This window comes from Pseudomonas sp. CNPSo 3701 (genome assembly GCF_028674975.1).
Classification (GTDB): Bacteria; Pseudomonadota; Gammaproteobacteria; order Pseudomonadales; family Pseudomonadaceae; genus Aquipseudomonas; species Aquipseudomonas straminea.
On record NZ_JAQZSI010000001.1, the window covers coordinates 244,471 to 269,381 of the forward strand.

General features: G+C 63.5%; 24 protein-coding genes and 1 pseudogene. 8 read left to right on the top strand and 17 right to left on the bottom strand.

Annotation, left to right across the window (positions count from 1 at the left end; genetic code table 11):
- Positions 1 to 264: 264 nt before the first annotated feature.
- The 3 genes from PVA39_RS01065 to adhP form a co-directional block, all read right to left on the bottom strand.
- A complete protein-coding gene (locus PVA39_RS01065) occupies positions 265 to 1,173 on the bottom strand; it encodes a glutamate/aspartate ABC transporter substrate-binding protein (protein ID WP_274122430.1) in 909 nt (302 codons plus the stop codon).
- A 284-nt stretch (positions 1,174 to 1,457) separates the two neighbouring features.
- Complete coding sequence (locus PVA39_RS01070) at positions 1,458 to 2,255, bottom strand: hypothetical protein (RefSeq protein ID WP_274122431.1); 798 nt, start codon at positions 2,253 to 2,255, stop codon at positions 1,458 to 1,460.
- Positions 2,256 to 2,344: 89 nt separating this feature from the next.
- Positions 2,345 to 3,367 carry an alcohol dehydrogenase AdhP gene (adhP, locus tag PVA39_RS01075; protein ID WP_274122432.1) on the bottom strand — a complete coding sequence of 341 codons (1,023 nt, stop codon included), beginning with the start codon at positions 3,365 to 3,367 and terminating at the stop codon, positions 2,345 to 2,347.
- Positions 3,368 to 3,617: 250 nt separating this feature from the next.
- Here adhP and purE point away from each other — a divergent pair, with 250 nt between their 5' ends.
- The 4 genes from purE to PVA39_RS01095 all read left to right on the top strand — a co-directional run bounded on the left by purE (position 3,618) and on the right by PVA39_RS01095 (position 6,133).
- Complete coding sequence (purE, locus tag PVA39_RS01080; protein WP_073263433.1) at positions 3,618 to 4,109, top strand: 5-(carboxyamino)imidazole ribonucleotide mutase; 492 nt, start codon at positions 3,618 to 3,620, stop codon at positions 4,107 to 4,109.
- On the top strand, positions 4,109 to 5,194 hold the full coding sequence (locus PVA39_RS01085; protein ID WP_274122433.1) for a 5-(carboxyamino)imidazole ribonucleotide synthase: 1,086 nt from the start codon (positions 4,109 to 4,111) through the stop codon (positions 5,192 to 5,194). Before purE ends, PVA39_RS01085 begins: the two co-directional genes overlap by 1 nt.
- 95 nt (positions 5,195 to 5,289) lie before the next feature.
- Entirely contained in the window at positions 5,290 to 5,538 is a 249-nt protein-coding gene (locus PVA39_RS01090) for a GlsB/YeaQ/YmgE family stress response membrane protein (protein ID WP_093500853.1), read from the top strand.
- Between the two features lie 61 nt (positions 5,539 to 5,599).
- Positions 5,600 to 6,133 (top strand): DUF3299 domain-containing protein, encoded by a 534-nt coding sequence (locus tag PVA39_RS01095; RefSeq protein WP_147176259.1) that lies wholly within the window; start codon positions 5,600 to 5,602, stop codon positions 6,131 to 6,133.
- A gap of 39 nt (positions 6,134 to 6,172) precedes the next feature.
- Here PVA39_RS01095 and PVA39_RS01100 read toward each other — a convergent pair whose 3' ends face one another.
- The 9 genes and pseudogenes from PVA39_RS01100 to PVA39_RS01140 form a co-directional block, all read right to left on the bottom strand.
- Positions 6,173 to 7,324 carry a lipase family protein gene (locus tag PVA39_RS01100; protein WP_274122434.1) on the bottom strand — a complete coding sequence of 384 codons (1,152 nt, stop codon included), beginning with the start codon at positions 7,322 to 7,324 and terminating at the stop codon, positions 6,173 to 6,175.
- A gap of 33 nt (positions 7,325 to 7,357) precedes the next feature.
- Positions 7,358 to 7,762: a DUF4198 domain-containing protein gene (locus PVA39_RS01105; RefSeq protein WP_244154103.1), complete on the bottom strand. Its 405-nt coding sequence runs from the start codon at positions 7,760 to 7,762 to the stop codon at positions 7,358 to 7,360.
- A 352-nt stretch (positions 7,763 to 8,114) separates the two neighbouring features.
- Entirely contained in the window at positions 8,115 to 9,353 is a 1,239-nt protein-coding gene (locus PVA39_RS01110; protein ID WP_274122435.1) for a TIGR02270 family protein, read from the bottom strand.
- Positions 9,354 to 9,378: 25 nt separating this feature from the next.
- The gene (locus PVA39_RS01115; protein ID WP_274122436.1) at positions 9,379 to 10,287 is read right to left on the bottom strand and encodes a hypothetical protein; all 909 of its coding nucleotides are present in this window, start codon (positions 10,285 to 10,287) and stop codon (positions 9,379 to 9,381) included.
- A 17-nt stretch (positions 10,288 to 10,304) separates the two neighbouring features.
- Entirely contained in the window at positions 10,305 to 11,471 is a 1,167-nt protein-coding gene (locus tag PVA39_RS01120) for a PAAR-like domain-containing protein (RefSeq protein WP_274122437.1), read from the bottom strand.
- Complete coding sequence (locus tag PVA39_RS01125; protein ID WP_274122438.1) at positions 11,471 to 12,508, bottom strand: hypothetical protein; 1,038 nt, start codon at positions 12,506 to 12,508, stop codon at positions 11,471 to 11,473. Before PVA39_RS01125 ends, PVA39_RS01120 begins: the two co-directional genes overlap by 1 nt.
- Positions 12,505 to 13,617, bottom strand: a complete 1,113-nt coding sequence (locus PVA39_RS01130) for a DUF2169 family type VI secretion system accessory protein (protein WP_274122439.1) — start codon at positions 13,615 to 13,617, stop codon at positions 12,505 to 12,507. Before PVA39_RS01130 ends, PVA39_RS01125 begins: the two co-directional genes overlap by 4 nt.
- A 9-nt stretch (positions 13,618 to 13,626) precedes the next feature.
- A complete protein-coding gene (locus tag PVA39_RS01135; protein WP_274122440.1) occupies positions 13,627 to 14,076 on the bottom strand; it encodes a DUF6484 domain-containing protein in 450 nt (149 codons plus the stop codon).
- A gap of 25 nt (positions 14,077 to 14,101) precedes the next feature.
- A pseudogene (locus PVA39_RS01140) lies at positions 14,102 to 16,227 on the bottom strand (type VI secretion system Vgr family protein).
- A gap of 284 nt (positions 16,228 to 16,511) precedes the next feature.
- On the opposite strand from PVA39_RS01140, the gene PVA39_RS01145 reads away from it, so the two are divergent.
- Positions 16,512 to 17,171, top strand: a complete 660-nt coding sequence (locus tag PVA39_RS01145) for an HD domain-containing protein (protein ID WP_274122441.1) — start codon at positions 16,512 to 16,514, stop codon at positions 17,169 to 17,171.
- Between the two features lie 8 nt (positions 17,172 to 17,179).
- Positions 17,180 to 18,346, top strand: a complete 1,167-nt coding sequence (gene solA / locus PVA39_RS01150; protein ID WP_274122442.1) for an N-methyl-L-tryptophan oxidase — start codon at positions 17,180 to 17,182, stop codon at positions 18,344 to 18,346.
- Positions 18,347 to 18,556: 210 nt separating this feature from the next.
- On the opposite strand, the gene PVA39_RS01155 is transcribed toward solA, so the two are convergent.
- From PVA39_RS01155 to PVA39_RS01170, 4 genes are all read right to left on the bottom strand, one after another.
- Positions 18,557 to 19,045: a GNAT family N-acetyltransferase gene (locus PVA39_RS01155; protein WP_274122443.1), complete on the bottom strand. Its 489-nt coding sequence runs from the start codon at positions 19,043 to 19,045 to the stop codon at positions 18,557 to 18,559.
- Between the two features lie 284 nt (positions 19,046 to 19,329).
- On the bottom strand, positions 19,330 to 19,791 hold the full coding sequence (locus PVA39_RS01160) for an RES family NAD+ phosphorylase (RefSeq protein ID WP_192293016.1): 462 nt from the start codon (positions 19,789 to 19,791) through the stop codon (positions 19,330 to 19,332).
- Positions 19,791 to 20,261 (bottom strand): type II RES/Xre toxin-antitoxin system antitoxin, encoded by a 471-nt coding sequence (gene parS / locus PVA39_RS01165; RefSeq protein ID WP_274122444.1) that lies wholly within the window; start codon positions 20,259 to 20,261, stop codon positions 19,791 to 19,793. Before parS ends, PVA39_RS01160 begins: the two co-directional genes overlap by 1 nt.
- A gap of 81 nt (positions 20,262 to 20,342) precedes the next feature.
- Entirely contained in the window at positions 20,343 to 20,885 is a 543-nt protein-coding gene (locus PVA39_RS01170; protein WP_027908502.1) for a gamma carbonic anhydrase family protein, read from the bottom strand.
- Positions 20,886 to 20,985: 100 nt separating this feature from the next.
- On the opposite strand from PVA39_RS01170, the gene prlC reads away from it, so the two are divergent.
- Both prlC and PVA39_RS01180 read left to right on the top strand, forming a co-directional pair.
- On the top strand, positions 20,986 to 23,034 hold the full coding sequence (gene prlC, locus PVA39_RS01175) for an oligopeptidase A (RefSeq protein ID WP_274122445.1): 2,049 nt from the start codon (positions 20,986 to 20,988) through the stop codon (positions 23,032 to 23,034).
- Positions 23,031 to 23,318 carry a YheV family putative zinc ribbon protein gene (locus PVA39_RS01180; RefSeq protein WP_274122446.1) on the top strand — a complete coding sequence of 96 codons (288 nt, stop codon included), beginning with the start codon at positions 23,031 to 23,033 and terminating at the stop codon, positions 23,316 to 23,318. The genes prlC and PVA39_RS01180 overlap by 4 nt, the downstream gene beginning before the upstream one ends.
- Before the next feature lie 64 nt (positions 23,319 to 23,382).
- Here the strand turns inward: PVA39_RS01180 and PVA39_RS01185 are convergent, their stop codons facing one another.
- Positions 23,383 to 24,903 carry a tripartite tricarboxylate transporter permease gene (locus tag PVA39_RS01185; protein ID WP_274122447.1) on the bottom strand — a complete coding sequence of 507 codons (1,521 nt, stop codon included), beginning with the start codon at positions 24,901 to 24,903 and terminating at the stop codon, positions 23,383 to 23,385.
- Between the last annotated feature and the right edge of the window lie 8 nt (positions 24,904 to 24,911).

Here is a 24,911-nt window from a genome sequence, read left to right on the forward strand (position 1 = left end):
GCTACAGCACACTCCGCTTCCTCGCCTGCTTTACTCGCTGGCGCTCGCCCTTCGGGCCAGCCTTTGGCTGTTACTCCCGTTGGTCGTTGCGCCTTGCATGGCTCTAGCTCGCGAGATCTTGAATACGTTGATGAAGGGCAACAGTTGCCCGCATCCGCACGAACGGACGTTTTTTGGCTTCGTCAGGAAATGGATGGAGAGGCCGCCGGCCCCTCCGGGTCCCCGCTACGCCCCTTCTCGTGAAAGGGGCGTGGCATCACACCGTCAGATCTGCTCGGCAGACTTGTCGGTGGGATTGGCGATCAGCTTCTTCAGCTCTTCGCTCATCGGGAAATTGAGGTTCAGGCCTTTTGGCGGAACCGGCTGCTGGAACCACTTGTTGTAGATGTCGTTGATTTCGCCCGAAGCGAAGGTGTCGGAGATGGCCTTGTCGACCACCTTCTTGAAGCCTTCGTCGCCCTTGCGAACCATGCAGCCGTAGATTTCGAAGGACTGCGGGGTGCCTACCACGTGCCAGTCGTCCGGCTTCTTGGCCTTGGCCATCTCGCCGGCCAGCAGGGCGTCATCCATCATGAAGGCCACGGCGCGGTTGGACTCGAGCATCAGGAAGGACTCGCCGTGATCCTTGGCGGAAATCACGTTCATGCCCATCTTCTTCTCGGCGTTCATGGACTTGAGCAGGCGCTCGGAGGTGGTGCCGGCGGTGGTCACCACGTTCTTGCCCTTGAGGTCTTCGAAATCGTTCACGCCGCTGCTCTTCTTGGTCAGCAGGCGGGTACCCACTTCGAAGATGCCGACGGAGAAGTCGACCTGGCGCTGACGCTCGACGTTGTTGGTGGTGGAGCCGCACTCCAGATCCACGGTGCCGTTCTGCACCAGGGGGATACGGGTCTGGGAGGTGACCAGGTTGTAGCGCACTTTCAGGTCAGGCATCTCCAGCTCTTTCTTGAGATCTTCGACCACTTTCAGTTGCAGGTCGTGGGAGTAGCCAACCGGCTGCTTGGAGGTGTCACCGTAGTAGGAGAAGGGGATGGACGAGTCGCGGTGACCCAGGGTGATGGTGCCCGAATCCTTGATCTTCTTCAGGGTGCCGGTCAGTTCGGCGGCGAAAACCGGGCTGGACATCAGGGTGGCGGCAACGGCTACAGCCAGTACGCGGGGGACGATACGCATGGGTCGATTTCCTCGGTGTTGTTGTTATTGAGGACGTACGGCGAGGTACGTACCTCCATGTGGAGCGGCTATCGCTTTCCTGACAGGTAGAGAGCAGGATGTGTGCCAGACCTTCTCGGCGCCATGTTTAGTGCTCAACTTTATGAATTTAAAGGTTTTTAATTTTTAGTTTGCGAAGGTAGGCAGGGCGGGGCGGTCGGTTGTTCGGTTTTTCGACCTGAAGGCGTTCGGATTTCCGAATGAAAGCGGGCGGCCATGATGGCCGCCCGCCGGGGGGACGTTTACTAGCGGTTACGCAGGAAGGCGTTAATGAATTCGCCCTGGTTGGCGGCGTCACGCTCGGTGGTGAACAGGATGCGATTGCCCTGCTCGCGGATCTTCATTTCCTTGCCGAAGCTGCACTCGACGGTATTGAGCTTGGCGGCCTGCTCCTTGAATTCTGGCGAGCTGCTGCACAGGCTGTTCATCTGGTTGACCACCTCGCCGCAGTAGCCGGACACGCTCAGTTCCTTGAGCAGCGGCTCGTCCAGGGCCTGCCAGTTGACCTCGGTCTTTAGGTCGGTGCCGCAGCTGGCCGACGCCTCCTTGTCCATCTGCTGCAGGCGTTCGACGTGGTACTGCTGGCGCTTCTCGCGGTCGAACTTGGCCAGCTTGTCCTGCACGCCATCCTTTTTCTGCTTCTCGTACAGCGCCAGCAGCTCGGCCGGCTTGACCGCCTTGCTGGCCTTCTCGTCGAAGCTCAGGTACAGCGGCTCACGGTTGCCCGGCAGGTACAGCTGGTAGGACTCGCCGCCCCACTCCTGGCGCTGGCCAACCAGTACGTAGGCGCTGCCATCGAGGGTGGTGGCGTAATCGCTTTCGTCCTGGCTGCGCGCGTTGACGTCGGTCAGCAGCACCACTTCATCGAGCGGATGGTTGATACCGCTGATCTGCACGAGGGCCTGCTTCTCGTCGCTGCTGGGCGCGACCACGACGCTGACGCCCTTGTCGGCGGCGAAGGCCTTGGGATATTTCGCCAGCTCCAGAGCGCTGGCATTGAAGGTCAGGAAGGTTGAGGCGATAAGCAGCGACAGCCGTGTCATGGCATGGTCCTTTGGTGGGTGATGAGGCGATTCTAACTGCGTCTGACAGCGCGTGATGTGAGCCCGTTCCGCGCTGTCAGACGCCACGATCAGAATTGCATCACCACCCGGCCTTCGATCTGCCCCGCACGCATCTGTTCGAGCACGCCGTTGACGTTGTCCAGCCGGTCACGGTGGATGGTCGCCTTCACCAGTCCCTCGCCAGCGAAGTCCAGCGCCTCCTGCAGATCCGCGCGGGTGCCGACGATGGAGCCGGTGATGCTGATGGCCTTGAGCACCACATCGAAGATCGGCGTCGGGAAGTCGCCGGGTGGCAGCCCCACCAGGGCGACGGTGCCGCCCCGCCGGGCCATGCCGATGGCCTGGCCGAAGGCGCTGTTCGATACGGCGGTGACCAGCACGCCGTGGGCGCCGCCGATATCACGCTGGATGACTTCGGCCGGGTTTTCCTGACGGGCATTGATGGTCAGGCTGGCGCCGAGCTTTCTGGCCAGCGCCAGCTTGGCGTCGTCCACGTCGATGGCGGCCACGTGCAGGCCCATGGCGCGAGCGTACTGCACCGCCACGTGACCGAGGCCGCCGATGCCGGAAATTGCCACCCACTGGCCGGGCCGGGCGCCCGTGACCTTCAGACCTTTATAGACGGTAACGCCGGCACAGAGGATCGGCGCGATCTCGGCGAATTCGACGTTCTTCGGCAGGATACCCACATAGTTTGGGTCGGCCAGCACGTATTCGGCGTAGCTGCCGTTGACCGAGTAACCGGTGTTCTGCTGATCGGCACAGAGGGTTTCCCAGCCGGTCAGGCAGTGTTCGCAGCAGCCGCAGGCGGTGTACAGCCAGGGCACGCCGACCCGGTCGCCTTCGCGCACCCGGGTTACGCCGGCACCGACCGCGGCAACGTAGCCGACGCCTTCATGGCCTGGAATGAACGGTAGGCTGGGTTTTACCGGCCAGTCGCCGTCGGCGGCGTGCAGGTCGGTGTGGCAAACGCCCGCCGCCTCGATCTTCACCAGAATCTGCCCGGGGCCGGGCAGGGGAACCTTCACCTCTTCGAGCCGCAACGGCTCGCCGAAGGCATGGACGACGGCTGCTTTCATGGTCTGTTGCATGGCGCGATCCTCCTCAATGAGGGCCGCAGTATGCGAAGCCTGGTGGGGCAGGGTATTGCTCCAGGACAACAGCAGTGCGCCGGGCGTCATAGGCCGACAGGCGGTCGGTTATCGATTTGTGTGCGACTGCAGTATAATTGCCGGTTTCCGCAAACCACGCCTCCCGCGTGGTTTGTTGTTTCTGCCGCGGCGCCAAGCGCCCGATCAATCGACATGGCGCCCTGCGCCCGAGACGTAGAGAGGCACGACGATGAGCGCACTGGTTGGCGTGATCATGGGTTCCAAATCCGACTGGAGCACCCTGAGCCATACCGTCGAGATGCTCGACAAGCTGGGCATCCCCAACGAAGTGAAGGTGGTTTCCGCCCACCGCACGCCGGACCTGCTGTTCCAGTACGCCGAAGAAGCCGAGGGCCGTGGCATCCAGGTGATCATTGCCGGTGCCGGTGGCGCGGCCCACCTGCCGGGCATGTGCGCAGCCAAGACCCACCTGCCGGTGCTCGGTGTGCCGGTGCAGTCGTCCATGCTTTCGGGCGTCGACTCGCTGCTGTCCATCGTGCAGATGCCGGCCGGCATTCCGGTGGCCACCCTGGCCATCGGCAAGGCCGGCGCCATCAACGCCGCGCTGTTGGCGGCGAGCATCCTCGGTCATCAGCACCCGCAGTTCCACGCGGCGCTTAAGCAGTTCCGCGACGAGCAGACCAACACCGTGCTGGAAAACCCGGACCCGAGGGCACAGTGATGAAGATCGGCGTAATCGGTGGCGGCCAGCTCGGCCGCATGTTGGCCCTGGCGGGCACTCCGCTGGGGATGAATTTCGCGTTTCTCGACCCGGCGCCGGACGCCTGTGCGCAAGCCCTGGGCGAGCACATCCGCGCCGATTACGGCGATCAGGATCACCTGCGCCAGCTGGCCGACGAGGTCGACCTGGTGACGTTCGAGTTCGAGAGTGTGCCGGCGGAAACCGTGGCTTTCCTGTCCCAGTTCGTGCCGGTGTACCCGAGCGCCGAGTCGCTGCGCATCGCCCGTGATCGCTGGTTCGAGAAGTCGATGTTCAAGGACCTGGGCATCCCCACGCCCGAGTTCGCCGATATCCAGTCCCAGGCTGACCTCGATGCGGCCGTTGCCAGCATTGGCCTACCGGCGGTGATGAAGACCCGCACCCTGGGCTACGACGGCAAGGGCCAGAAGGTCCTGCGCAAGCCCGAAGACGTGGCTGGCGCCTTTGCCGAGCTGGGCAGCGTGCCGTGCATCCTCGAAGGCTTCGTGCCGTTCACCGGTGAGGTGTCGCTGGTCGCCGTGCGCGGCCGTGATGGCGAAACGCGCTTCTACCCGCTGGTGCACAACACCCACGGCAGCGGCATTCTCAGCCTGTCGATCGCCAGCACCGCGCACCCGCTGCAGGCGCTGGCCGAGGATTACGTCGGCCGTGTGCTCAAACAGCTCGACTACGTCGGCGTGCTGGCCTTCGAGTTCTTCGAAGTCGATGGTGGCCTGAAGGCCAACGAGATCGCCCCGCGCGTGCACAACTCCGGGCACTGGACCATCGAAGGCGCCGAGTGCAGCCAGTTCGAGAACCACCTGCGCGCTGTCGCTGGCCTGCCGCTGGGCTCGACCGCCAAGGTCGGTGAGAGCGCCATGCTCAACTTCATCGGCAGCGTACCGGCTGTGGATAAAGTGGCGGCTATCGACGAGTGCCACCTGCACCACTACGGCAAGGCCTTCAAGGCCGGTCGCAAGGTCGGTCACGCCACGCTGCGCTGCGCAGACCGCGCCACTCTCGACAGCCGTATTGCTCAGGTGCAGGCGCTGATCGACGCCGGCTGAGGCCAGGCGCAGGAGTTTGAACCTCTCCCGCGCCGTCTCCGTCAGATGAAAGGCGCCGCATTCGTGCGGCGCCTTTTTCAATTGCGGAGGGCGTCATGGGTATTATCGGCACTATTTTCATCGGCCTGATCGTGGGTCTGGTGGCTCGCTTCCTCAAGCCGGGCGATGACAGCATGGGCTGGATCATGACCATCCTGCTGGGCATAGGTGGCTCCATCGCCGCAACCTACGGTGGTCAGGCGTTGGGCATCTACGAAGCGGGTGAAGCGGCTGGTTTCATCGGTGCGGTCGTCGGTGCGATCATCCTGCTGGTGATCTTCGGCATGATCACCAAGAAAAGTTGAACCGGTAGCCTGACGCATCGACGTGAGGCTGCCTCCCGTTGCCATTACGTGAGTCTCGTCGATGCGTTACCTGTTGCTGGTCCTGCTGTTGCTGAGCGGCTTCGCCCGCGCCGAACTTCCCGAAACCGACTGGCTCGACCTGATGCCCGAAGAGGATCAGCGCGCCCTGGAGCAGATGCCGGAAATCTCCCACAACGGCCCCGAAGGCTCAGGCACCTTCGACAGCAAGGGCGGTTTGAAGCAGCAGGACAAAGGCCTGCCCGCCGTCATGTATTCCGCCAAGACCGTGCCGGGCATGAACGGCAAGAAGATCCGCCTCGGCGGCTACCCGGTGCCACTGGAAACCAACAACGCCGGACGTAGCACACTGTTCTTCCTGGTGCCCTACCCAGGCGCATGCATCCACGTCCCGCCACCACCACCGAACCAACTGGTGCTGGTGCGCTACCCCAAGGGCATCGCCCTGCCCGATATCTACGAACCGCTATGGGTCAGCGGCACGCTGAAGGTCGAGAAGGTCAGCAACGATCTGGCTGATGCGGCTTATGCGCTGGATGCCAGCAGCGCGAGGATGGTTGAGGAAGGGGATCTGTAATGTGAAAACGGCGCCTAAAGGCGCCGTTTTCTTTTGGACTCAGGAGCGTATGACCAGGTGCATGGCCTGACGCGCCATATCGACGACTGCTCGGGCGAGCAGGTCGAGTACCCAGCGCAGGAAGAACGTGGTCACTTCAATGGTCGCGGGGACCGCACGGCCCAGGAACTTGAAGATTTTCACGATCAGGGCGCGGACCGAATCGCTGATCTCTTTGCAGATCTGGGCGCCTTGCACCAGGATCCCGGCAATCTGATCCAGCACTGTAACGCCGATGGTGATCGCGCTGCCGATAACGATATTGGCGGCCTTCTTGAGCAGGTACTGCATGGCCTTGGAGATCATCCACAGCGTTGCCGCAGAAAACATGGTCGGGCCGTAGCTGGCGCTTTCCAGCCAGATATCGATTTCCCGATCCAGAGGCGGCTCCGGATTGCGGTAGAGCCCTCTCCAGCTGGCATCGCCAATCGAAGGCAGGTAGGAGGTCATGCGGTGAGCGTCAGGGCTGATCTGCGCGCCCTTCCACGGAATCATGCAGACATTGCCGGTAACCGGCACATGGCTGAACGGGAAGATCGGCACCATGCTCACCGGGTCAGCGCTGTGGTAGACCCGGTGGATATTGTCGGCGCCGAGCTTACCGCTCAGGTGGCGTGCGAAGCCGGCCACACCCGTGCGTGGTGAGCCAAAGGTGTAGAGCTTGATGCCGGCTACGCCAAGCTCGCTCAGATGATCGGCCGCCAACGTGGCGAGGGCGCCGCCCAAACTATGACCAACGCAGTGCACAGTGCTGGGGTTGCGGCCGCGCATGAAGTTGTCGATATCGCCACGCAACGATTTGAATGTTTCGTTGAAGCCTGCGTGAACCGGCCAGGTGCTTGGTCCTCGTTGCAATCCCGCGTTCGCATCGGTCAGGGCGTCGGCAATGCTGTCGGTGCCGCGAAAGGCCAGCAGCATTTCCCCTTGGCGACCGCCCACACCCTGCACGGCGTAAGCGAATCCGGTGCGAGTACGAAATATCGCGCCGCTGGTTCCACTGGCCATTTGCAGATTGGAAAAGTCGAACGAGTTGCTCAGCCCGAGACGGGCGGCTTCATCCGCGATGCCTCCCATCGATGACACGACGGCGTCTTTGACCGTGTAGACGTGAGTGGCGATTTGTGCGGATTGTTTGGGGCTCAAGGGGTTCACAGCCGAATCCTTCTGGTCTGGTGAGAGAGGACGTTATTGGATAACGCAGATGCCAAAGGTCTCTGTTTCAGGGTGTGCAACGGGCTCGCTATTAAGCTCACAGACGAACTTCAGCGGCCGATTCTTTACCTCCCCTAGATCGTCGTAGTTGTGCTTGGTGAAGACCCAGCCCTTGTGATCCTTGCCTTGATAACGAAGCGTCAGACGCTGGCCGATTACCGGCTCATGGGGCATGAAACCAGCGGTTAGCGACTTCGCCGTTACCGCCGGAAGGTGGAAGCGACCTTGTGCATCGCTTTGTACCGTGTTCTTGCGATGTTCGTTTTTCCAGTGCCAGTGGTATTCCTGTTCGATTTCAACGCCTTGAACCGGCTTGCCATCCAGCAGCACCGTGCCTTCGACTGCTGAGAACAGATAGAGCGTCTTGGAAAAAGCCATGGCGTAACCCTGTGTGAGTAGTCCGGTAAGTAACAGCGCGCAGCAGACTATTGATTTGCGGTTCAAGGTCATTCCCTCGTCGAGTGAATGTGATTCGTGGAAGGGCAGAAACCGCAAGGCACAATGTGGCGTGGCGTGTTCATGGGTAAGCGAGTCCTTGCTTGAAGGTTTCTGAAGGCCGGTATTCGGGATTTCGGCTGCCGCTGTGGTGTCCGCAATTTTCGCTAGTTGGCCGCTCGGCTTGCACAGGTACGCTAGCCGCATGATTCGCGTCGGTTACCGAGTATAGCGAGGGGCATGGCAGGGATTTCTTGAGCATGTTCGCACTCTCCTTGTGTCGTCGACGGCTGGCTCAGCTGTCGAGCAATCGCTTTTGCCGACTCGCCGGCGCATCCGTCGCGAACAGCACACGGGTGGGCTGATAGCGCGCCAGCAGGCTGGCGGCGGCCCTTCGTTGTCGCTGCGTCCAGCTGCGGAGTACCGCCATGCATTGCTGCTCACTGAACGGCTGGCCCAGCAGGTAGCCGGTGCCTGGTTGCAAGCCCTGTTGCCGGCTCTGCCACCACTGTTCGACCCGATGGGGATCGGGCCAGGGCAGGTCGATGTCCGGATCCATGGTGACGTTACCGTCGGACGGATCATCGGTAGGGCCTTCGTCGTAGTCGGGATAGACGTCCAATTCCAGGTCGAGTTCCGCGAGGTCGGTGCCGGTGATCAGGCTGAAGGCTTCACCCGCGGCACGGGCCGTGGGCAGTTCGTGCATCTGGCGGATCAGCCAGGGGATGGTCTGCGGATCGCCAAACAAACCGATGGCCTGGATCGCCATATGGCGGTGCGCCGCGCTCTGCATCAGGCCACGCAACCAGGCGACGCTGGCCTCACGCGGTTGCCAGGCGAGCAGCACCTCGAGCGCAGGCCTGCGCCGTTCACCTGGCTGCTCGGCGAACAGGCGCAGGTTGCCGAGCGCCTCCTGATCACCCATCTGGGCACTGGCCCAGTTGCTCCAGAAACGGACTTCATCGTCGCCGTGCAGGCGGTGCTGACGCAGCGGCTGCAACAGATCGCGACGCCGCAGGGTGCCAGCCAGCCGAGCCGCAGCAGCCAGTACGCTGGCATCACCGTGGCCCAGGGCCGACAGCAGCGCCGGGCCGGGATCCTTGCCGTGCAGGGCATGGGCAGCCAGGGCTATCCGGCGGCGTTGGGCGTCCGTGGAACTCAGGTCGCGTTCGATCAGGGCGGAGACCTCGTGCCACTCCAACCAGCCCAGCGCCGCGACAAGATACGGCTCGCCTTCAGGATGCTCTCGCAGATGCTGATACAGGGTTTCCAGGGCGCTCTCGTTGCCCAGCCGCAGCGCCAGCGCAGCCGTAGCGAATACTTCGCCTTGGGCGTGTGGGGTGAGTTGCTCCAGCAACAGATGAAGCCCCTTGAGGCCGGCGATCTGCAGACCATCGAGATGAGCCTCGATCCGCTCGTCCAGATCGCCGAGATGGGCCAGGTCATAATGCGGCGCGCCGACGGCGTAGTAGCGCAGGCCGGCGAGAAAGGCGGCTTCTTCGGCGTGCTGGCCGACCATGATGGCGACTGACATCACCTATTACCTAAAAATACGGGAGTCATAGAGTCACGTCATTCCATGTCTGCCCGTCTTCCGTCCAGATCACATGCTTGGGCCCGCATGACCAAAGCACGCCATCATTGGCGTGTAGATGCCGACAGGTGGGTTTTGGTGAAAGCTGCATATCCACTTCAACCAGCTGGTCCTTGCTGTCGAGCTTGAATAGTCCGCTGTCGCAGGCCAAGTACAGTTCGCCTTGGAACCACTCCATCCCCCAAAGATCATCAGTGATCGCATCATGCTCGATGGTCTCCCAGTGATTGCCGTCACTGCGCAGCAAAGTGCCCATCTGGCCAGAGGCGAAGATAAGGTCTTCGCGCACTACCCTGACTTTATGCAATACGAGGTTGGTGGGACTGCTCTGCTGCTGCCACTTGTTGTGGCTGCGAAACCAGATTTCGCCGTTGAAGCCAACCGCATAAATGGCGTCTTCGCTCAGGCCATCAATGGAGTTGAAACCGCATAGCTGGATTTCGCCCCGAGGCAGAACCACGCCCTGGTCCTGGCGTGTCCAGTTATCGACCCCTTCGCGGCGGTAGACCTGGCGACCCATTCCGGTGGCGTAGGGTATGCCCGCAATGATTTGAAGATCGCGGATGGGACCGCGGCGAGACGGGCCTTCAAGTGAGGAATCGACTTGCTCTTCGCTTGCTCCATTCGCTGTACTGACCGAGGCAATTCCGTCAGGGCCAATGGCTATCAATGTTGGTTCGGGATGTTCTACAAAGCCCATTCGCGTTGCATGCCACTCAAGGGAGAAGTGGAACCACCTACTTTGTGCTCTATCCCACTTGAGGAGTATTGACGCTGTTGAACCCTGATCTTTTAACTGATCTATCTGTGCGATCACTCGGCCAATGTTTCGGCTCTGAATAAAGCCGGACAAAAAAGAGAGTTCGTTAGCCATAAAAATATTCCTGAAAACTAGAACGGTGATGCGCCGTTTGCCGTCGATTTCTGATTAAGGATTGCCACGGTTACGGTCTCTTGTTGGGCATTGGTGAGCCTGCCTGAGGACCGCTTATCCGAGCCCGGATCACTACGCAGCGGCGTGTTGTCATCAATTCCGCAGCCCTTGTGATAGTCATCCAACTGATTGCTGATGCACTGGGCGTTGCAGTGAGGGAAGGCAATTTTATGGGCAAGCGTTCCTGCTTCTCGGGCGCTCTTGTAGGTCCATTTGGCCTCCGCAGGCCCACGCTGCCCGCTGGAGTTGATCTTGGCGCCGGCCCCTGGCCAGCTTTTGAGCACGGGGCCGTCGTTATGCGCAGCCTCCATTTGCCCCTGTACGGCATGCAGAATGCCGTGGGTGCCATCTGCGCGTGACTGCGAGGCGCAGACGCATGGCGCGTCATGCTGGTTGTATTTCTCGAAGCCGGGCAACGAGGTGCCTCTATTTCCGGTAACCGAGAAACAATGCACTTCGATCAAGTGGTGCCCGGTAGTTTCTGGGTGACAGCAGAATCCCTTGTCATCCTTTTTAGGCTTGAGCACGCAAGCCTTGGCCTTCTTGCAGTCGTCATCACAGTCCAGGCCATCGGCTACCAGATTGCCCTTCACTGTTTTGCGCTTGGGGCGAGGTTTAGCATCTGCACATTTGTCCTTGGCGGCCTTTTCTTCATCCTTGCAGACCTGCCCCTGACTGGTGTCTAACGCCATTTGGTCCACATACAGCCACGGCGGCGTATTGCCCGGCATCGACCCATGGTTATGGGTCGTCAGATCCATATGCCGCACCACGTTCTTGCCTTCGAACTTGACGTCCATCGACCAGGAGGTGAAGTACACCTTGCCCTTGATCTTGCTGGTGATGATGCCTTTCTTCGGGGCGCGGCCGGGTTCGTCGCCGTAGCTGGTCTTGTAGTAGCTCTTGTTCTTGAGCATCACTTCCTTGCGGGTGATGCGGATGGTGCGCGTGCCCTTGGTGGTGTCCTTGGACAGCCCGGTGTTGGGGTACGGGATCGGGATGCCCAGGGGCATCGGCGGCGTCTGCGGCGGGGTGAAGCAGACGTCGGGAAAGGCGGCGATGGATTTGCCGCTGGCCGCCTTGCAGGAAATCTCCCGGTTGTTGGCATAGACCTCGTTGGCCATCAGGCGGCTCCTACCCGTTGGTAACGCAGCAACGCCACGGCGCGTTCGCCGGCGTCGTTGCCCAGTTGATAGACGATGTTCGCACCAGGGCTGTAGCCCTTGCGCGAGGCGGCCAGTGCCACGGCGAGCATGGCCGGGCCGATGGCGGCGCCGCACTCGCCGATGCAGTCGGCGGGGTGCCAGATGTCGAACTCTTCCTTGACCACCCGCAGCGTACGGCTCAGCGCCAGGGCGGCTTCCTTGAAGTAGTACTGCTCGCCGGAGTTGTCGGTCAGGCGGTAGTCCATCTGCTCCATACGGCAGTTGCCGTCCTTGAGCGCCGCTTGGGTGGCCTGCACCAGGCCGTCGGCGCGCAGCGGGATGTCGTCGGCTTCCACGGTGGCCTTCTCGATGCCAAAGCCCAGCCCGAAGCAGATCAGCTGTTCGGCGTCCTGGCGCACCGGCGCGCCGACCACCACCGCCGCCGCGCCTTCGCCGGGAATGAAACCGTTGGAATACCGGCTGGTGAGTAGCCGCTGGCGCTGTTCGAAGGTGGACAGCGTGGCGGCGTTGAGATACGAGTCGACCCCGGCGATCAGCACGTGGCGGTGGCCGCCTTCGTGGATCAGCCGGCGCGCATTGAGCAGCGCCACGCCCGCGCTGACCCGGCCCCGCGGGATCAGCGTGGAGGCGCCATGAAAGCGCACGCCCAGCTCGCGCTCGATATCGTGCAGCAGGCTGTTGTCCAGGCCTTCGCTACGCCCTGGGCGATCCACTTCGGCAACGCCGAGCAGCAGCGGCGTGGTGGCGCAATCGATGCCCGGCACGCCGGCCAGGCTTTCGGCGATGGCCCGGGCCGCCATCTTCACCAGCTTGGTACGCCCGCGCCACGGCTCTTCCAGCGGCACGCTGGCAGCGACCTGCCATTCGCCGCCGCCGTCGATGAAGCGGGTTTCCTGGAAGTTGTCGAGGGCACAGCGGATCGCCGCGCAGCTGGCCGGCGCGCTCAGGCCCACGGCGCTGAGCATGCCGCTGGAGAGGATGCTGAGGGCGCTCATGACGATTCATCCTCGGCCAGGCGGCTGCGGCTCAGGGCGGCCAGGGACGGGTAATAGTCCTTGCCCAGCTCGCGGGCGCGCCACCAGGCGCGGGACTTCGCGCCCACCAGCACCTGGGCGATCTCGAACAGGCTGCGCTTGAGGGGGCGGCGGGTGCGCCAGGTGATTTCCACATGGTTGGCGTCGGTGTCGACCAGCAGGGTGTCGATGACCGCTTCCGCCGTTTCATGGCCACCGGCGCTGAGGAAATAGGTCACCGGCATCCGCACGCTGGGCACCCGGAAGCCGGCGCGCTCGGTGGGCAGTAGGCCGAGCAGGAACACCTCTTCGCCGCTCTTGAGGTAGTCGGTCTGCTGGTCGGCCGGGGCCGCCTGAAAATAGCGCTCGTCGAAGTCCCTGGGCAGGAAGGGAAACTGCTCGTCCTGCCAGGCCTGGTCGTAGGTGCCGGCGAAACCGACCCGCGCCTGCCAGTGCTTGCCCAGCGGGCCGAGGGCCATGGGCTCGAAATCGCCATGGGGCGCATCCACCGGCTGGCCGAGCTTTTCGGTATTGGGCATCGGCATGCCGACCACGGTGCCGCCGCCCAGGCTGCGCGGGTACCAGCCCTGGCCGGCCGGGTTGCGCAGGTTGCACAGCAGTTGCTCGGGGTTGCCCGGCGCCGGGTGGCTGCCGCCGAAGGCGCTGGCGTAGGAAATGTCCTGGCGCACGAAGGGCTGCGGCGCGCCGGCACTGGTGCCCAGGGCGCCGGGCTGCCAGTGGCGCGGGCCGAACACGCTGAACGCTTTGCTGACCCGGCCGACGCGGATGCCCACGGTCAGCTGGCTGACCGGCCGCCCGCCCGGCGCATGGGCGCTGCCACTGACCAGCACGTCGCAGTACGGCTTGAAAGGGGCGAAGTCGAACTCGCGCAACGGCGCGGACAGCGCCGGGTCACCGGCGAAGGTATCGCTCATCAGCAGCGGCTGCTGCTCATCGAGCAGGCGCGCCACGCTGCCGTCCACCGGCAGGTCGAAGGTGCCCTTGACGATGACCACCAGGTATTCGCGGCCATCGGCGTCCAGGCCCTGGTTGTAGGCGGCCACCATCCGGGTGGCATTGAGCAGTTCCATGGGCGGCTCTTAGTTGATCTGCACCGAACCGCCCTTGATGCGGTTCACGCCGCTGGAGCGGCTGGACAGGTAGGCGCCCTTGATCACCACCTTGCCTTCGCGGGTCAGGGTGATGCTGGCCTTGCCGCAGCGCAGCACGATCTCGCGCTCGGCGCTGAATTCCAGGCGCTCGCCGTCGAGATGGGCGATGGCGGCAGGCGCCGGTGCCTGCGGCAGGCGCTGGATACGGCCGATCACCAGTGGCTGGCCCGGGTCGCCACCGACGAACATCAGGGCCACCTGGGCGCCGATGTCCTCGCGGCTGAGGGCCGTGGTGGTGGTCGCGGCAATGCCGGTCTCCGACGGGCAGCCGGCAAAAGCCACCACCGGGCTGGAAGCTTGCGGCACATCGAGCAGTACGCCGATGACCACGCCGTCGAGGCGAGTGGCGGCGGCGGGAGTGTGGTGCTGGACAGTCATGGGGGCTCCTGGCGCTGATCGCGGCCTAGTTCTGCAGGATCTTCTGGCCTTTCATCACGATGTTCTTGGCGGCCTTGACGTTGATCGCCCCGGAGCCGTCGATGCTGATGTTCTTGCCACGAATGACGATGGTGCCGTCCTTCTTCATGGTGATGCTGGCGGCGCCGGTCTGCAGGGTGATCGAGTCGCCGGCCTTGAGTACGAAGTTCTTGCCGACGTTGAGGGTGTCGTCCTTGCCGATGCGGGTGTTGCGCTCGCCGCGCACGTAGCGCGATTCGCTGCCGCCGACGGCGGTCGTCTGGTTGGCACCGATGAACACGCTCTCATTGGCGGTGACCAGCTCGGTGCGGTCGGCGCCAATGGTGATGCGCTCGTTGTTGCCCACGCTTTCGGTACGGTTGGCACCGATGCTGATGGTTTCGTTACTGCCCACGCTCTCGGTGCGGTTGGCGCCGATGCTGATGGTTTCGTTGCTGCCCACGCTCTCGGTACGGTTGGCACCGATGCTGATCGATTCGTTGCTGCCCACGTTTTCGGTGCGGTTCACACCGATGGTGATGGACTCGTTGTTGCCGACCTTTTCGGTACGGTCGACGCCGATGGTGATGGTCTCGTTGTTGTCCACCGTCTCGGTGCGGTCGTGTTTGACGTGCACCGTTTCGTCGTTGTCGATGGTCTTGGTGCGGTCGTGGCCGACCCAGTGGGTCTCGTCGTTCTCGACCTCGATGTCCTGGTTCTTCTCGGCATGGATGAACAGCCGGGCAGGTCGTAGGGCACCGTCTGCTCGGCGTTGTAGACGCGGCCGGTGATGATCGGCCGGTCAGGGTCGCCTTCCAGAAAGCTGACGATCACTTCCTGGCCAATACGCGGGATCTGGATCGAGCCCCAGTTCTTGCCGGCCCAGTTCTGCGATACGCGAATCCAGCACGAGCTGTTCTCGTTGGACTGGTCGTGGCGGTCCCAGTAGAAGTGCACCTTCACGCGGCCGTACTGGTCGGTCCAGATTTCCTCGCCCTTGGGGCCGACCACCATGGCAGTCTGCGGGCCCTGCACGATTGGCTGCACGGTCTGCGGCAGCGGGCGGAACACCTGGCTGGCGTCGATGCAGGTCAGGCTGCTGTCGAACTGGAAGCTCTCGCTGCCGCGGCCGCTTTCGTAGAGGTCCTGGGTGATTGTGTATTCGGCATCGACGATCAGGTACTCGCGGTTCTGATCGTCGCGCGGGTAATCGGTGAGGCTGAACAGGTGCCCGCTGCCCAGGCCGCGGGCATTGCCCTTCAGGCGGATCTGCTCGTACTGCGCCTGGATGGCCTCGATGCGATTGCGCGCGTACTGCTCGCCGTCCTTGCTCTGCACGTATTCGCCCGGGTAGTCGTAGAGCGGATAATCGGCGTTGCTGTGCTCGCGGGCGATGCTGGAGCGCACTTCCAGGCGTGCGCTGGGGCGCTGGAAGTCATAGTCGTTGAGCGCCAGGGAGCCGGGCTGCACTTCGTGGGCCAGGTGCCAGTCGTGAATGTGGTCACGCTCGCGCATCTGGTCATCGAGCGGGTAGAACGGCACGCGCCCATAGCCGGGCGCCGTACCGTGGGCGCCGTAGGCATCGCAGAGCACCAGTACATGGCGCTCCTGCTCATGGCGGAAGTAGTAGTAGATGCCTTCCTGCTCCATCAGCCGGCTGACGAAATCGAAGCTGGTCTCGCGGTACTGCACGCAATAGTCCCACTCGCGGTAGGAGCGGGTCAGGGCGTCTTCGAAGTCGGAGAAACCCAGGTCGCGGAACACCTGCTTGACGATGTCCGGCACGGTCTTGCTCTGGAAGATGCGGCAGTCGGAGGTGCGCGACAGCAGCCACAACCAGGGCTTGAGGGTGACCTGATAGCTGGCGAACTGGCCACGGTGGGCGGTCTGGCTGCAGCGCGCGACGATGCCATGGAAATAGCGGTCGCTGCCGTCGGCCAATTGCACGGCCAGGCCCATGGGCTTGCCGAGCAGGGCGTTGAGCTTGAGCGAGGAATTTTCCGAGGCCAGGCTGAGCTCGTAGTGGAACAGGCGGCCCAGGGATTCGCTGCCGGCCAGGCGCTCCATCACCAGCACGTTGTCGCCGAGCGGGCTGTTGACCTTGGCCATGCGCGACTGTTGTGTGATTGCCATGTGCGTATCCCTGCGATGCCATCCTGTGCCGAAGATAACCGCGAACGCGGTTATCTGCTGAGACGCCGTTCGGAATGTGCGCTCATTGGGGGCGAGTCTGTCGAAGATCCTTCATGCGCCGGGGCGATCCTGGCGCGCGGCCAGGTCGCTCGGCGAAGCTGCCAAAGGTGGCGCAAGCGCTATGAGCTTGTCCAGTAATGGCAAGGCGCCACACTCCGCTGCATGACTTGCGAGCCCTGGCGGCTGGCCCGTAAGGTGCGGCTTTCCCTTTCTGGCGATCTGTCATGAATCTTGATCCTTTCGCCCCCTACGCCGAGCTGGCTGACCAGCTGTTGGCCGGCTGCGCGCCGTCTACCGACGATGGCGCCCATGACCTGTCGCACCTGCAGCGGGTATGGGCCAACGTTCGGCGCTTGCAACGCGAGGAGGGCGGCGATCTGCAGTTGCTGCTGGCGGCGGTGCTGCTGCATGACTGCGTGGCGGTGGAAAAGGATTCGCCACTGCGCTCCAGCGCTTCGCGATTGTCCGCTGCGCGCGCCGGTGAGGTGCTCGCAGGCCACGGCTGGCCGAGCGAGCGCATCACCGGCGTGCGCCATGCCATCGAGGCGCACAGTTTCTCCGCCGCCATCACGCCGACCAGCCTGGAGGCCCGCATCCTGCAGGATGCCGACCGCCTGGACACCATCGGCCTGATCGGCGTGGCGCGTTGCTTTCATGTTTCCGGGCGCCTGGGCAGTGCGCTGTACGATGCCGAGGATATCGACGCACGCCAGCGGCCGCTGGATGACCAGCGTTTCGCCCTGGACCATTTCCACACCAAGTTGCTGGGCCTGGCCGCCGGCTTCCAGACCGCCACCGGTGCGCGCCTGGCCGGGCAGCGGCACGCGCGGATGGTCGCCTTCCTCGACGCCTTTCGCGAAGAAACCCAGCCCTTCGAGCAGTAGAGAATCCCATGCACTACGACGTTATCGTGATTGGCCTGGGCGCCATGGGCGCCACCACCCTCTATCAACTGGCCAAGCGCGGCGTGCGCGTGGCCGGCGTCGACCGCCATGCGCCGCCCCACGACCAGGGCTCCAGCCATGGCGACACGCGCATCACCCGCCAGGCGGTGGGCGAGGGCGCGGCCTACGTGCCGCTGGCGCTCAACTCCCAGCGCATCTGGCGCGAGCTGGAGGCGCAGAGCGGCGAGGCGCTGTTCGAAGCCTGCGGCATGCTGATGCTGAGCAGCAGCCGGGAGCCGACCCGCGGCCACGGCACGCCTGACTTCGGCGGCGAAACGGCGGCGCTGGCCAAACGCTTCGGCATCGAACACAGCCTGCTGGACGCCGCCGCCGTCCGCCAGCGCTTCCCGCAATTCGGCGGCTTCGGCGATGCGGCCACCGGCTATTACGAGCCGGGCGCCGGCTACGTATGCCCCGAGCGGGCCATCGACGTGCAGCTGCGGCTGGCCGAGCAACTGGGTGCGGCCTTGCACACCCATACGCTGGTCGAGGCTATAGAGTCCGATGCCGGCGGCGTTCGGGTGCGTACGGCCAGCGGCACGCTGACGGCGGACAAGGCCATCGTCTGCGCCGGCATGTGGACGGGCCGGCTGCTGGGCGCGTCGGTCGAGGGCTTGCTGAAGGTCTGCCGCCAGCAATTGGTGTGGTTCGAGCTGGACGAGCCGGAGCGTTTCGCTGCCGGCTCGCCGGTGTACATCCTGCTGCATGGTGCGGCTGATACCGACAGTTGCTACGGTTTTCCACCGCTGCCGGGCGAGAACGCCATCAAGGTCGCCACCGAGCAGTACCTCGAAGGCTGCGACCCCGTTGCGCTGGATCGCCACATCAGCCAGGCGGATACCGACGCCCTGTACGACGCCCACGTGGCTGGCCGGCTGCTCGGGGTTTCCCGGCGGGTGCTGAAGTCCAAGGTGTGCACCTACACCATCACGCCGGACTTCAATTTCATCATCGATACCCACCCGCAGATGGCCAACGTGACCCTGGTGTCGGCCTGCTCGGGGCATGGCTTCAAGCATTCCGCCGGCATCGGTGAGGCGCTGGCCATGCAGCATTGCGGCGAGCCCGGCGCGGCTGACCTGTCGGCGTTTTCGCTGGCGCGCTTCACGTCGTAGCCTGCTCGGGCGCTAGTGGCTTATCGACTGCAGCAGTGCAGGAGCAGCCGTTCGCCGATCCACTGTTGGAGCGCGCCATGCGCGCGAAAAATCGCGGGCATGGCCGCTCCCACAGATAATCACCAGCTCGTAGCCTGTGGTTGAGCGTAGCGATACCCGGGAGATGATCCCGGGTATCGCTACGCTCTACGCCGGGCTACGGAATCGGTTTCAGTCATTCAGCCAGCGATACATCACATGGCAGTCCACCAGGCCCAGCGTGCGATGGCGGTAGGCCTTGGGCAGGGTGCCGACGATGGCGAAACCGTGTTTCTGCCAGAGCGCCACGGCGACGGTGTTGCTGGCCACCACCGAGTTGAACTGCATGGCCTGGAAGCCCAGCTCACGGGCGACCTGCAGCGAGTGCTGGCACAGCGCGCTCGCCACGCCCTTGCCGCGGGCGGCCGGCGAGGTCACGTAGCCGCAGTTGCACACGTGGTCGCCAGGTCCTGCGGCGTTGGCCTTGATGTAATAGGTGCCGAGGATCTGCCCATGTTCTTCGGCCACGAAGGTGGCGCGGGGCAGCTCGACCCAGGTTTTCCAGGCCGTCTCACGATCCATGGCCGGGTCATAGGCGTAGGTTTCCTGGCCCTGCACGACATCGCGGATGATGGGCCAGACCTGGTCGAAATCGGTTTCGTTGATGGGGCGAATATTCACGGGGTTTCCTAGGGTCTGTTGACGTTTCAGTACGACCGCGCCGGAGCCAGTTTTTGCGCGAGGCAAGGCACGAGGTGCGAAGTTTGGCTGGCCAAATGAGTCACCGAGAAACGCAGCATCGCACAAAAACTGGCCCGGCCCTGCGGGTTGCGCGGGAAATCTCGCCAGGCGTCGTTGGAGGACTTGAAAAGGGAATGCCATTCCCTGCGTCCTCCGCCTAACCTGGCGAGATTTCTCGCAGCAACGCGGTTTGTGCTGAAACGTCAACAGACCCTAGAGGCTCATCACGCCTTGAACATGCGTGGGTCGTAGGTGAAATCGTAGGTGTCGACGATGCGGATGCGGCTGATGGCCGGGTGCAGCGGGTTGACCACCAGGTTGCGCTCCAGCGGCAGCACCGCGGACGGCACGATCAGGCCGAGGTGGCTGACGGCGCGCAGCCAGGCGCTGCCGAAATCCATGCTCGGGCGATCCACCGGCAGCGCGCTCCAGCCTTCTGGCAACTCGCTCGCTGCAGGCTCCCAGTAGAGATCCGCGTCGTCCGGCAGCTCGAAACAGGTGATCTTCATCGGCATCGCGGGCGGGCCTTCGGCGTGCACGAAGGTTTCCAGGCAGCAGATGCCGGGGCTCAGGCCCATGTACACGGCGGCGATGTCCTGCTCGTTCCAGCGCCCGCCTTCGATGGCGGCGCCACGCCCGGACAGGTCGGTGGCCCGCTTGGCCTTGGCCACGCGCCAGGCACGCATCAGGCGGCGCCACCCCAATCGAGAGCGTTGAGCACCCGGCGTACCTGCTTGGCGCCGATTTCCGTCTCGCAGAGCATGATCGGTGCCTGGTCGCCGAGGGAGCGATTGGCGCGGGACATCCACTCGGCGGCTGCCTGGCGGCTTTCGAACACGTCCTCGGCCAATTGGCAGACCATGGCGATGCGATCCAGGCGCTCCGAGGCCACCGGATCGAGCACCTTGCGCTCGCGGCGGCGGCGTTCGAGGGTCGAGATCGAAGCGTTGAGCAGGATCTCCAGGCTGCGCTCGGGCAGGGTGAAGGTCGCCTTGACCGCTTGCACCAGATCGGCGGCGAAGCCGTCGCGAATCTGCTGCAGGCGCTCGGCTTCACTGAGCTTTTCCCGGCCGGCGCTGAAATCCCAGAAGGCGGCGACCACGGGCGAATGGTCGTCCTTGCCCTGTTTGGCCTGACGCATTACGGTAACGGTCATGTTGCCTCCTTCATTTGAATGAAATTAAGCGTCAAATGAAGGTTACACCTTTGCGTTCTTGCTTGCACGCTCGGCTGTCGGCTATTGATCGTAGCCCTCGGCGATGTGCTGGTCCTTGAGTTTCACGTAGTTGCCGGCGGTGTAGCTGAAGAAGTTGCGCTCCTTGTCGGTCAACGGGCGTGCCTGTTTCACCGGGCTGCCGACGTACAGGAAACCGCTCTCCAGCACTTTGCCCGGTGGCACCAGGCTGCCGGCGCCGATGATCACGTCGTCCTCGACCACCGCGCCGTCCATCACCGTGCTGCCCATGCCGACCAGAATGCGGCTGCCCAGGGTGCAGCCGTGCAGCATCACCTTGTGGCCGATGGTCACTTCGTCGCCGATGATCAGCGGGAAGCCGTCCGGGTTGAACGGGCCGGCGTGCGTGATGTGCAGCACGCTGCCGTCCTGCACGCTGGTGCGCTTGCCGATGCGGATGCGGTGCATGTCGCCGCGGATCACGGTCAGCGGCCACACCGAGCTGTCCTCGCCGATTTCCACGTCGCCGATGACCACCGCCGAGCTATCGACGAACACCCGATCACCGAGCGTCGGTTTTGTGCCCTGATACGTACGAATCGCCACGATAGAAACCTCTGAAGTTACGTCGGGGGTTGATTGTAATTAAGATGACCGCCATATCACTGGTCAGTGTTTTTAATTCATTCCACCACAGGTACCCGACGTGAGTGCGAACAATCCCCTGCTGCAAGATTTCGACCTGCCGCCGTATTCGTCCATCCTGCCCGAGCATGTAGAGCCGGCGGTGGATGCTATTCTCGCCGAGAGCCGCAGCGTGGTCGCCAAGGTGCTGGCCAGCCAGGGCGATGCGCCGCGCTGGGAAAGCCTGATCGACGCGCTCGACGAGCAGGGCGCCAAGCTAGGCCGCGCCTGGAGCCCGGTCAGCCACCTCAATGCGGTGCGCAACAACCCCGAGCTGCGCGCCGCCTACGAGGCCTGCCTGCCGAAACTGTCGGAATACTGGACGGAAATGGGCCAGAACCGCGCCCTGTTCCAGGCCTACGAGGCGCTGGCCGCCAGCCCCGAAGCGGCGAAGTTCGATGTCGCGCAGAAGACCATTCTCGAACACGCCCTGCGGGACTTCCGCCTGTCCGGTATCGACCTGCCGGCCGAGCAGCAGAAGCGTTATGGCGAGATCCAGATGCGCCTGTCCGAGCTGGGCAGCCGCTTCTCCAACCAGCTGCTGGACGCCACCCAGGCCTGGACCAAGCACATCGAGGATGAAAGCCTGCTGGCCGGCATCACCGAGTCGGCCAAGGCGCAGATGCAGCAGGCCGCCGAAGCCAAGAACCTCTCGGGCTGGCTGATCACCCTGGAATTCCCCAGCTACTACGCGGTGATGACCTACGCCGACAACCGCGCCCTGCGCGAAGAGCTGTACGCGGCCTACTGCACCCGCGCCTCGGACCAGGGCCCGAACGCCGGGCAGAATGACAACGGCCCGGTGATGGCCGAGATTCTCGAGCTGCGCCAGGAGCTGGCGCGCCTGCTGGGCTTCGCCAACTATTCCGAACTGAGCCTGGCCAGCAAGATGGCCGAGTCCACCGAGCAGGTGCTGAGTTTCCTGCGCGACCTGGCGGTACGCAGCAAGCCGTTCGCCGAGCAGGACCTGACCGAGCTGCGCGCTTTCGCCGCCGAGCAGGGCTGCAACGACCTGCAAAGCTGGGACGTGGGCTACTACAGCGAGAAGCTGCGCGAGCAGCGCTACAGCATTTCCCAGGAAATCCTGCGCGCCTACTTCCCGATCGACAAGGTGCTGAGCGGCCTGTTCGCCATCGTCGAGAAGCTCTACGGCATCCAGATCAAGGAGCTGCATGACTTCGACACCTGGCACCCGGACGTGCGCCTGTTCGAGATTTCCGAGAACGGCCAGCACGTCGGGCGCTTCTTCTTCGACCTCTACGCCCGCGCCAACAAGCGTGGTGGTGCCTGGATGGATGGCGCCCGCGACAAGCGCCGCGCCGTCGGTGGCGAACTGATCAGCCCGGTGGCCAACCTGGTGTGCAACTTCACGCCGGCTTCGGCCGGCAAGCCGGCGCTGTTGACTCACGATGAAGTCACCACGCTGTTCCACGAATTCGGCCATGGCCTGCATCACCTGCTGACCCGCGTCGAGCACGTCGGCGTGTCCGGCATCAATGGCGTTGCCTGGGACGCCGTCGAGCTGCCGAGCCAGTTCATGGAGAACTGGTGCTGGGAGCCCGAGGGCCTGGCGCTGATCTCCGGCCATTACCAGACCGGCGAGCCGTTGCCCCAGGACCTGCTCGACAAGATGCTGGCCGCCAAGAACTTCCAGTCCGGCCTGATGATGGTGCGCCAGCTGGAGTTCTCGCTGTTCGACTTCGAACTGCACGTTACCCACGGCGATGGTCGCAGCGTGCTGGAGGTGCTCGAAGGCATCCGCGACGAGGTCTCGGTGCTGCGTCCGCCGGCCTACAACCGCTTCCCCAACAGTTTCGCGCACATCTTCGCCGGCGGTTACGCGGCCGGTTACTACAGCTACAAGTGGGCCGAGGTGCTGAGCGCCGATGCCTTCTCGAAGTTCGAGGAAGAGGGCGTGCTCAACCCGCAGACCGGTCGTGCGTTCCGCGAGGCGATCCTGGCCCGCGGTGGTTCCCAGGCGCCGATGGTGCTGTTCGTCGATTTCCGCGGCCGCGAGCCGAGCATCGACGCGCTGCTGCGCCACCTGGGCCTGAGTGCGGAGGCGGCATGAGCGACGCCCCTGTAGATATCACGCCCAAGCGTTTCATCGCCGGTGCCGTGTGCCCGGCGTGCAGCGAGATGGACAGCATCAAGATGTGGAACGTCGATGGCGTGCCGCACCGCGAATGCGTGCAGTGCGGTTACGCCGACACCCTGGACGAGCGTGGCAACTCGGTGGCCAGGGAGCTGCCGACCCGTGTCAATGTCAGTGGCCTGAAGCCCAAGGCCGCTGACCCCAAGGTCAAGGCGGTGCAGTTCTTCCCCAATCCGAAGTTGAAGAAAAGCGACGACTGACACGGTTGTCACAATAAAAAACGCCGCTCCAGCTGGAGCGGCGTTTTTGTTTCTACGGTCTTTATCAGGTACGCAGGATTTCGTTGATCGCGCTCGGTTTCGGGCGCAATGCGCTGAACACCTGCCAGAGCACGAACACCAGGGCCAGGCCCAGGAAAGTGCCGGCGATGGGGTTGGTAAAGAACGCCGTGAAGCTGCCGTCGGAGAGCATCAGGCCACGGCGCAGGTTGGTTTCCGCCATTGGTCCGAGGATGAAACCGATGATGAACGGCGCTGCCGGCATGCCCGCTTTGACGAAGCCATAGCCAAGCAGGCCGAACAGCAGGATCGACCAGACATCGAACAGGCGACTGGACAGACCGAAGGCACCGACCACGCACAGCACCAGGATGATCGGCAGCAGGATGTGCTTGGGCACGTCGAGCAGCTTGATGAACAGACGCAGGCCGTAGAACTCCATGAACAGCATCATGAAGGTGGCGACGATCAGGGCGGCGAAGATGGTGTACACCAGCGGCCCCTGGCTGATGAACAGCAGCGGACCGGGCTGGATGCCGTGGATCAGGAAGCCGCCGAGCATGATCGCGGTGACGGTGTCGCCGGGGATGCCCAGAGTCATCAGCGGCATCATGGCGCCACCGATACCGGCATTATTGGCGGTTTCACTGGCTACCACGCCACCGATGTTGCCCTTGCCGTAGGTGTCACCGTCCTTGGCGCGCTTCTTGGCGATGATGTAGGACACTAGGTTCGAGGTGCCCGCACCGATGCCCGGCAGAATGCCGATGCCCAGACCGATCAGGCCAGAGCGGCCGGCGTTGGGCAACTGCTCGCGGAATTCCTTGAGCGAGAAGCCAAAGCCCTTGATGTTCTTCATGCTCACCGACTTGGCCTTGCCCTGTACGGTATGGCGGCCGGTCTCGGCGAGCTTGATGATCTCGGCCACAGCGAACATGCCGATCATCACCGTCAGCATCGAGAAGCCACCGTTGAGCTCGCTGATACCGAAGGTGAAGCGGCGCACGGCCTCGACCGGGGCGATGCCCACAGTGGACACGGCGATACCCAGCGCGCCTGCGAACAGACCCTTGACCATCGAGCCAGCCGACAGGGTGGCGATCAGGGTCAGGGAGAACACGGCGATGGCGAAGTATTCATGGGGCCCGAAGCTCAGGGCTACCTTGGCCAGCTGCGGGGCGATGAACATCAGCGCGGCGATGCTGAAAATGGTGCCCAGGAACGAGAACACGATGCCGACGCCCAGCGCCTTGACGCCGTGACCCTGTTCCATTAGCGGGCCGCCATCGAACACCGTGGCGATCGATGAGGGCGTGCCGGGGATCTTCAGCAGAATCGCCGAGATCAAACCACCGGAGGTGGCGCCGATAAACAGCGCGACCAGCAGTGACAGGCCCGCTTGCGGGCCCATGGTGAAGGTCAGCGGCAGGCACAGCGCCACGGCCATGGTGGCCGACAGTCCCGGTACGGCGCCGAAGACGATGCCCATGGCCACGCCAACGGCCATCAGCATCAGGATATGAATGGAGAAGACGGCACCGAAGCCTTGCTGCAGTAATTCGAGCATGGTCGATC

Excerpts from the sequence above, each read along its gene's own strand:
- PVA39_RS01065 (WP_274122430.1), bottom strand. The coding sequence starts at position 1,173 with ATGCGTATCGTCCCCCGCGTACTGGCTGTAGCCGTTGCCGCCACCCTG.
- PVA39_RS01070 (WP_274122431.1), bottom strand. The coding sequence starts at position 2,255 with ATGACACGGCTGTCGCTGCTTATCGCCTCAACCTTCCTGACCTTCAAT.
- adhP (WP_274122432.1), bottom strand. The coding sequence starts at position 3,367 with ATGCAACAGACCATGAAAGCAGCCGTCGTCCATGCCTTCGGCGAGCCG.
- purE (WP_073263433.1), top strand. The coding sequence starts at position 3,618 with ATGAGCGCACTGGTTGGCGTGATCATGGGTTCCAAATCCGACTGGAGC.
- PVA39_RS01085 (WP_274122433.1), top strand. The coding sequence starts at position 4,109 with ATGAAGATCGGCGTAATCGGTGGCGGCCAGCTCGGCCGCATGTTGGCC.
- PVA39_RS01090 (WP_093500853.1), top strand. The coding sequence starts at position 5,290 with ATGGGTATTATCGGCACTATTTTCATCGGCCTGATCGTGGGTCTGGTG.
- PVA39_RS01095 (WP_147176259.1), top strand. The coding sequence starts at position 5,600 with ATGCGTTACCTGTTGCTGGTCCTGCTGTTGCTGAGCGGCTTCGCCCGC.
- PVA39_RS01105 (WP_244154103.1), bottom strand. The coding sequence starts at position 7,762 with ATGGCTTTTTCCAAGACGCTCTATCTGTTCTCAGCAGTCGAAGGCACG.
- PVA39_RS01110 (WP_274122435.1), bottom strand. The coding sequence starts at position 9,353 with ATGTCAGTCGCCATCATGGTCGGCCAGCACGCCGAAGAAGCCGCCTTT.
- PVA39_RS01115 (WP_274122436.1), bottom strand. The coding sequence starts at position 10,287 with ATGGCTAACGAACTCTCTTTTTTGTCCGGCTTTATTCAGAGCCGAAAC.
- PVA39_RS01120 (WP_274122437.1), bottom strand. The coding sequence starts at position 11,471 with ATGGCCAACGAGGTCTATGCCAACAACCGGGAGATTTCCTGCAAGGCG.
- PVA39_RS01125 (WP_274122438.1), bottom strand. The coding sequence starts at position 12,508 with ATGAGCGCCCTCAGCATCCTCTCCAGCGGCATGCTCAGCGCCGTGGGC.
- PVA39_RS01130 (WP_274122439.1), bottom strand. The coding sequence starts at position 13,617 with ATGGAACTGCTCAATGCCACCCGGATGGTGGCCGCCTACAACCAGGGC.
- PVA39_RS01135 (WP_274122440.1), bottom strand. The coding sequence starts at position 14,076 with ATGACTGTCCAGCACCACACTCCCGCCGCCGCCACTCGCCTCGACGGC.
- PVA39_RS01145 (WP_274122441.1), top strand. The coding sequence starts at position 16,512 with ATGAATCTTGATCCTTTCGCCCCCTACGCCGAGCTGGCTGACCAGCTG.
- solA (WP_274122442.1), top strand. The coding sequence starts at position 17,180 with ATGCACTACGACGTTATCGTGATTGGCCTGGGCGCCATGGGCGCCACC.
- PVA39_RS01160 (WP_192293016.1), bottom strand. The coding sequence starts at position 19,791 with ATGCGTGCCTGGCGCGTGGCCAAGGCCAAGCGGGCCACCGACCTGTCC.
- parS (WP_274122444.1), bottom strand. The coding sequence starts at position 20,261 with ATGACCGTTACCGTAATGCGTCAGGCCAAACAGGGCAAGGACGACCAT.
- PVA39_RS01180 (WP_274122446.1), top strand. The coding sequence starts at position 23,031 with ATGAGCGACGCCCCTGTAGATATCACGCCCAAGCGTTTCATCGCCGGT.
- PVA39_RS01185 (WP_274122447.1), bottom strand. The coding sequence starts at position 24,903 with ATGCTCGAATTACTGCAGCAAGGCTTCGGTGCCGTCTTCTCCATTCAT.